The sequence below is a fragment of the Chamaesiphon sp. OTE_20_metabat_361 genome (assembly GCF_031364565.1).
Genome location: NZ_JANLWO010000637.1, coordinates 1 through 6083, shown reverse-complemented (window position 1 = coordinate 6083; position 6083 = coordinate 1). Strand labels below are relative to the sequence as shown.

Sequence of the window (6083 nt, the reverse complement as noted above, 5' to 3'; positions counted from 1 at the left end):
GACTAGAGTTCGCCAAAATATAACTCAAGCGGGCGCTTGATGGCTCACAACCGGTGAAGTCAGCGAAAGCGAACCCGGTGAGTTATCGCCGTTCCGGGAGGACACGCAAATAGTTCGAGGCATCCGTCCAGCGCTCGAACTGACGATCGTAATCTTTAGCAAACACTCTAAACATGGAATTGACGATCGATAATTGATAATAAGCAAATGGCGAGCCGAATTTATGCGCTCTGGCTGACTAGAGTTCGCCAAAATATCGATTGCACGCAACCTGGCAACTCTAGTATGCTGAGAGTATCATCGCTTCGCTGATGCCGAAGCGATTTACACGATTTTAGTAATTTCTTACCTATCCAAAGATATTATGTCTCTGTTTCGTCCGCTGATATCCATTTTACTGGTATTTATTTCCGTCCTCGTCGTGAGTTGTGGTGATGGCTCCCAAGCAAAGGCTCCTACTTATAGTGCTACCCAACTGACTCAAATTCAAGCCACCAACAAAAATGTCAGCGCATTAACCGATCGACTCCCCGAATTAGCTGCTTATATTGAAGAACGCGATTGGAATAATGTCAAGTCCTTCATTCATGGCCCTCTAGGGGAAATCAGAACGCGGATGTCTGGTTTGTCGCGAGAATTGTTACCAGGCACCAAAGAGCAAGCGCTAAAAATTAGCAAAGAAATCTTTACCCATCTCAACAAGATCGATGAAGCGGCTGGCAGTCAGGACTACAAAATTGCCATTCGCAACTATGGCGAAGTACTCAAGGATCTTGCTGGTTTCCAGAAACTGATTCCCGCTGCTTAACTATTATTATTGCTACTTACCCTGGGTACCCAAGACGGTCACCCCTACAGATTCATCGTGTAGGGCTGTGCTTAACGGGTGCCCTTTTCACTGCCAATACCCGATCTAAATTTTTAACAAAGAGTAGGGGTTTGCTTGATGCGCTCAATCTGGAAGGAACCTCCGTGACGCGCGCATCCGCAATTCTCAATTCTCAATTCTCAATTCTCAATTCTCAATTAATTTAAATGTCTACCCGGATTAGTATTATCGGCTGCGGCATCATTGGCGCGACAATTGCTTACGAACTGAGTCGATCTACCAATGAGTGTCAGATTAATGTCTATGACAGTCAACCGCCCGCTCAAGCCGCAACAGGCGCAGCTCTGGGGGTAATGATGGGGATTATCTCTCAAAAAATCAAAGGTCGCGCCTGGAACTTCCGCAGAGATAGTATCTGCCGTTATCAAACCCTGCTTTCCGAACTCGAACAGGCTACCGGATCGAAAATTCCAGTTAATTCCCAGGGGATCGTCAAACTATTACCACCTGAAGAAGATCTGAGTAAATGGACGCAATTAGCCGCCATTCGCCACGAGCAGGAGTGGAAATTAGAATTGTGGAATACCCGCCAAACGCTTGCCAATCTGCCCCAACTAGATCGGCAATTTCGGGGGACTGCTGTCTACTCACCCCAAGATTTACAAGTCGATCCAGTTGCCCTCACTACTGCCCTAGTAGCGGCGGCGCAGCTCAATGGGGTAAATTTTCATTTCGATCGCTCGATCGAGTCTATTGAGGCAGAGAACCCCGATTGCTGCGAGCTTTTGAGCGCTAATCTCCCGAATATTACTTGCGATCGAGTTATCGTCACCGCTGGCTTAGGTTCGACTACTTTACTCGCGCCCCACGCCCCGATTGAGATTCAACCCGTTTTAGGGCAAGCCGTACAAATCCGGTTAGCACAACCTTTAGGCAATCCCGCTTTTCAACCCGTAATTGTCAGCGAGGATGTAAATATCGTCCCCTGTGGCGGTAATGATTACTGGGTGGGTGCGACGGTGGAATTTCCCGTCGAGGGGGTGATGGTAGCAGATCCGGTATGTTTAGAGCTGCTCGACAAAATCGCAATTTCCACCTGTCCCGATCTAGCTAAAGGGGAAATCGTCCGCACTTGGCAAGGATTGCGCCCCCGCCCCAATCATCGTCCGGCTCCCGTAATCGATCGAGTCGGCAAGAATCAACGGATTTTAGTGGCGACTGGACACTATCGCAATGGCATTTTACTCGCTCCCGCTACTGCGAGAATTATTGGGGATATGTTGTTAGTGTAGATCGGGCTGATGCAGATCTACGCAAGAGAAGGGGGCATGAATGTCTGTTCGGTTCGAGTGTTTAGTTGTCTGTTTATCTGAGATGAGTTAAAATCCGTGAATAACTATCGATACTCTTATGCGATCGACTCTAGAAATAGAAGGAACTTGGGAAGAAATTCTGGCTAAGGCTAATGAGTTTTCTGGTAAGCGAGTTAGATTAACTTTGTTGGACAAAAATCCGACTAAAGAGTCAGATATCCTAAAAGAAATCAATCTTGGAGTTTCGACAGATACTTGGGCTGAATATCATACCCTAATTGCTAAACGCCAAGCTGAAACCTTGACAGACGAGGAACAGCAGCAACTGATTGGAATTAGCGATCTATTGGAAGTTGCTAATGTTCGCCGGATGAAAGCATTAATCGAACTGTCAGATCTGCGCGGTCAGTCCTTAGATGCAGTCATGCAAGAATTGGGGATTACATCTCATTAAATGCCTGAAATAACTGCTCGACAAAAGGAGTTTATCAACGAAAGAGCGCGAAGATGTTGTGAATATTGTTGGAGTCAACTCAAGTTTTCACCCGATCCTTTTTCTATCGAACATATTATTCCTCTATCTAAAAGTGGGACTTACGATCTAGATAATCTAGCTCTTTCCTGTCAAGGTTGCAACAATCGCAAGTATAATCTAACCGAAGCAATCGATCCGATCGATGGAAAATTCGTACCGCTCTATCATCCGCGTCAGCAATTACGCTCTGAGCATTTTGTGTGGAGTGATGATTTTACTGAGCTAATTGGGATTAGTCCGACTGGGAGAGCTACGATAGTTCGGCTACAGTTAAATCGCGAAGGGGTTGTCAATTTACGAGCGTTGTTAAGGGAGAAAAATTTTCATCCTCCCGATTAAATATTCGAGCAAGCATACACATCGCTCGACTGTTCGATCGATCGATCCAACAATATTGTTTAACTAACGATCTTGGCTACCTGGGGCATTTTGCCAGCCAATCCGGTCATTAATCTCAATGCAAGGTACTTAAAACCAGGAATGCGATCGAGTAAAAATAGTCCAATCCGGCGGATAATGACGATCGGGAGAATACTCGTCGAAAACATCCGATCGAGAAAATCGGTAAAGGCGAGAATTACCCAGTTTTCGGGTTTGCGCCAGTTGGCATAGCGTTTGAGGACTGTATCGCTGCCGATGTCTTCGCCTGCGTGGTGCGCGGCGACTAGGATCTCGGCTAGAGCGGCGGCATCCCGAATTCCTAAATTCATGCCTTGTCCGGCGACGGGATGACAGCAGTGTGCGGCATCGCCGATTAAGGCGAGTCTTGCGGCTGTATATTGCTGACTCTGCATCAATTTAACGGGAAATAACCACCGTTGCGAGTCGAGTTCGAGTTTTCCTAATAGTCCACCCGTGCAGTGTTCTAACTCTTTGAGAAATTCCCGCTCGGGTAAATCTCGCAATTCTTCGGCTTGTTGGTGGGGTACCGTCCAAACTACCTGACAGCGACCGTCGGCTAATGGTAACACACCGATCGGACCCGCATACCAAAATCGCTCGTAAGCAATATTCTGATGGGATTTTTCGGGGGTGATGGTGGCGGTGATGCAGGACTGCCAGTAATTCCAGCCTGTAGTAGCGATGCCAGCTTGCTCTCTGAGTGCGGATTTGGCTCCGTCGGCGGCGATGACTAGACTAGCACGGATTTTGGTGGGTACTTCGCGATCGGGAGTTTGAACGCTAATTTCTGCGCCAGTGCTACTATATTCCACTGCAACCACTTGCGCGGGACACATGACGGTGATACTTGGGGCTGTTTGCAGTTTGGTTTGCAACGCGTTTAACAGCACTTCATGACTGGCTGCATAACCGAGTGTCGCCGTACCTAAATCTTGCGGGTACATTTTTACTACCCCAGCATAATCGGCGTCGGAGATTTGAATTTGGCTAAATTGAGTAACTTGAGGTAGAACTGCTTGCCAGATTCCCAATCCCTCAAAGATCTGCCCTGAGAGCATCGATAGCACGTAAGCTCTACTTTTAGCTACTGAGATCGATTGCCCTTGCGCTTCGATCGAGACTACTCTCAATCCGGAATTTTGAAGCGCGACGGCTAGGGTGTTACCGATGATGCCGCCACCGACGATCGCCAAATCGTACTGTAACTGAGGCGACGTCTCTAGACTAGCAGGGATCGGTTGCGATCGATCGTCCTGCGAATGCAGCTTCTGTGTTTTTGCAGCGTCTACGAGGACGGCAGGAGCATCTAGGCGGGACATAACGGTATCGGTCGAGATTATTTCTTTACTTAACTTTTATTATGACGCTTTTGAGTCGATCGGTCGAGGTGCTGCGGCGATCGAGTGTCCCAGTAAATTAAGTAGGGACACTCGCTACTAGATGTCAACGTTAATTTTTCCACATTGCGACCGCAGTCAGCAGTGATGGCTATTTAGGCAAGCCAGTTGGAACGTTAGGGGTGCCAGGGTTGGACATGGAACCACCAGCAGGAGTAGGCGTAGAATCACCAGCAGGGTTAGCAACACCGCTTGGTGTCCCCGTGGGGATATTAGTTCCCGATGCGGGCACTTTTACGCCGGGAGCGGGATTATCTTTAGGGCTAGGTGCGGTTGCATCTGGCGTGGTTGTTGCTGGAACTTGGCTGGGAGTAGTAGAGCTATCAGATGCACCAGTTGCGGGTGTAGTTGTCGTACCAGTAGGTACTGGTTTTTTCATGGTGCCAGTTGTGGATGGCTTTTTGGTTTTTTTAGCCTTGGGCTTCTTATTTTGAGTTGTGGCGGTCGATACGGTCGAGACGTGCGAACCCGTGTGATGAGCGCTAGCCGCAGTCGCTAAACCGACGATGCTCAAAGGGGATAAAACTACTGCACTGAGCGCGATTGTTTGAATTAGTTTGTACATGAATTTCTCTTAATTTGTAGATGTTTTGTTCAAATAATCGGTCGAGTTGTGTAATTCGACTTGGAGACATCCTAGCACCAAAATTATGTAGTTGTCGGATCTAGACGATACAACTTCAGATTTAGATCGCGATCTCGCTTATTATTTTCAAGATGCAAATACCGCTCTAAATCTGCGACAACATTCAATAAATCGGGCTGGCAAATCCAGTCTGGCTCCGAAGTGTAGATGGGTATAAGCAGCCTGGGCATTGTATTTTTGCCAGCCTTCAGGTGCGAAGACCGAGTTGGATTCGTAGCCCTGAAGATTATATAAAGGTGCTGCGGGCAAATCGGTTAGAGTAGAACGGTGAAACTCATGCCCCCACACTCGATCGCCCAGATTGGCAATTAAACTATCTTGAGAAAAAGTCAGTTGCCGATAACCAAGAGTCAATTTTTTCCCCATCACTGCTGCGGTTGGAAATATCCCTACCATTGGATGAGATCGATCGTTAAAATCAACAATTCGATCGCACAAATACATCAATCCCCCACACTCTGCATAGGTGGGCATTCCAGCGATAATTGCCGCTTTGACGGCGGCTCTGGCTGGCTGATTGGCAGCAAGCGTTTCGGCAAAGACTTCGGGAAATCCACCGCCAAAATATAGTCCCTGGACATCTGGCGGCAGTTGCGGCTCACTCAAGGGACTCCACTCGACGAGTTCAGCACCTAAATCTGCGAGGATATCGAGATTGTCGGCGTAGTAAAAATTGAATGCAGCATCTTTAGCGACTGCGATGCGGATTTTGGGATTTACCCCACCCCAGCCCTCCCCTTGGAAAGGGGAGGGAGTAAGAGTAGAAGCCGCCCCTTGATAAGGCTGCCGTGGATACTGCACAAGTCGGATAGACTTCGCTTCGAGATCTAAATCCCCCAACCCCCTTTCCAAGGGGGCATTAAAAGTCCCACTTGGAAAGGGGGATTTAGGGGGATTCCCACCAGACTTAGCAGCCAGCAATGGTAACATCCGTTCCCAATCAAAACAAGTTTCCCCCACA

At 47.9% G+C, this 6083-nt stretch carries 6 protein-coding genes and 1 pseudogene; 4 read left to right on the top strand and 3 right to left on the bottom strand.

What is annotated here, in order from left to right:
• Window positions 1-364 precede the first annotated feature (364 nt).
• The 4 genes from psbQ to RMO35_RS18305 all read left to right on the top strand — a co-directional run bounded on the left by psbQ (window position 365) and on the right by RMO35_RS18305 (window position 3016).
• Window positions 365-808 (top strand): photosystem II protein PsbQ, encoded by a 444-nt coding sequence (psbQ, locus tag RMO35_RS18320; RefSeq protein ID WP_309742910.1) that lies wholly within the window; start codon window positions 365-367, stop codon window positions 806-808.
• A gap of 227 nt (window positions 809-1035) precedes the next feature.
• The gene (locus RMO35_RS18315; RefSeq protein ID WP_309742908.1) at window positions 1036-2121 is read left to right on the top strand and encodes an FAD-dependent oxidoreductase; all 1086 of its coding nucleotides are present in this window, start codon (window positions 1036-1038) and stop codon (window positions 2119-2121) included.
• Window positions 2122-2239: 118 nt separating this feature from the next.
• Window positions 2240-2596, top strand: coding sequence for a hypothetical protein (locus RMO35_RS18310; RefSeq protein ID WP_309742906.1), 357 nt, complete (start codon window positions 2240-2242; stop codon window positions 2594-2596).
• Window positions 2597-3016 (top strand): HNH endonuclease signature motif containing protein, encoded by a 420-nt coding sequence (locus RMO35_RS18305; RefSeq protein WP_309742904.1) that lies wholly within the window; start codon window positions 2597-2599, stop codon window positions 3014-3016.
• Window positions 3017-3075: 59 nt separating this feature from the next.
• Here the strand turns inward: RMO35_RS18305 and RMO35_RS18300 are convergent, their stop codons facing one another.
• The 3 genes and pseudogenes from RMO35_RS18300 to RMO35_RS18290 form a co-directional block, all read right to left on the bottom strand.
• On the bottom strand, window positions 3076-4398 hold the full coding sequence (locus RMO35_RS18300) for an FAD-dependent hydroxylase (RefSeq protein ID WP_309742902.1): 1323 nt from the start codon (window positions 4396-4398) through the stop codon (window positions 3076-3078).
• Window positions 4399-4567: 169 nt separating this feature from the next.
• Window positions 4568-5041: a hypothetical protein gene (locus tag RMO35_RS18295; RefSeq protein ID WP_309742900.1), complete on the bottom strand. Its 474-nt coding sequence runs from the start codon at window positions 5039-5041 to the stop codon at window positions 4568-4570.
• A gap of 147 nt (window positions 5042-5188) precedes the next feature.
• Window positions 5189-6083 (bottom strand): annotated as a pseudogene (locus RMO35_RS18290) (cobyrinate a,c-diamide synthase); the annotation flags it as partial.

What these genes read in the sequence shown, in the direction of transcription:
- RMO35_RS18310 (WP_309742906.1), top strand. Translation starts at nt 2,240, where the DNA reads ATGCGATCGACTCTAGAAATAGAAGGAACTTGGGAAGAAATTCTGGCT.
- RMO35_RS18305 (WP_309742904.1), top strand. Translation starts at nt 2,597, where the DNA reads ATGCCTGAAATAACTGCTCGACAAAAGGAGTTTATCAACGAAAGAGCG.
- RMO35_RS18315 (WP_309742908.1), top strand. Translation starts at nt 1,036, where the DNA reads ATGTCTACCCGGATTAGTATTATCGGCTGCGGCATCATTGGCGCGACA.
- RMO35_RS18295 (WP_309742900.1), bottom strand. Translation starts at nt 5,041, where the DNA reads ATGTACAAACTAATTCAAACAATCGCGCTCAGTGCAGTAGTTTTATCC.
- RMO35_RS18300 (WP_309742902.1), bottom strand. Translation starts at nt 4,398, where the DNA reads ATGTCCCGCCTAGATGCTCCTGCCGTCCTCGTAGACGCTGCAAAAACA.
- psbQ (WP_309742910.1), top strand. Translation starts at nt 365, where the DNA reads ATGTCTCTGTTTCGTCCGCTGATATCCATTTTACTGGTATTTATTTCC.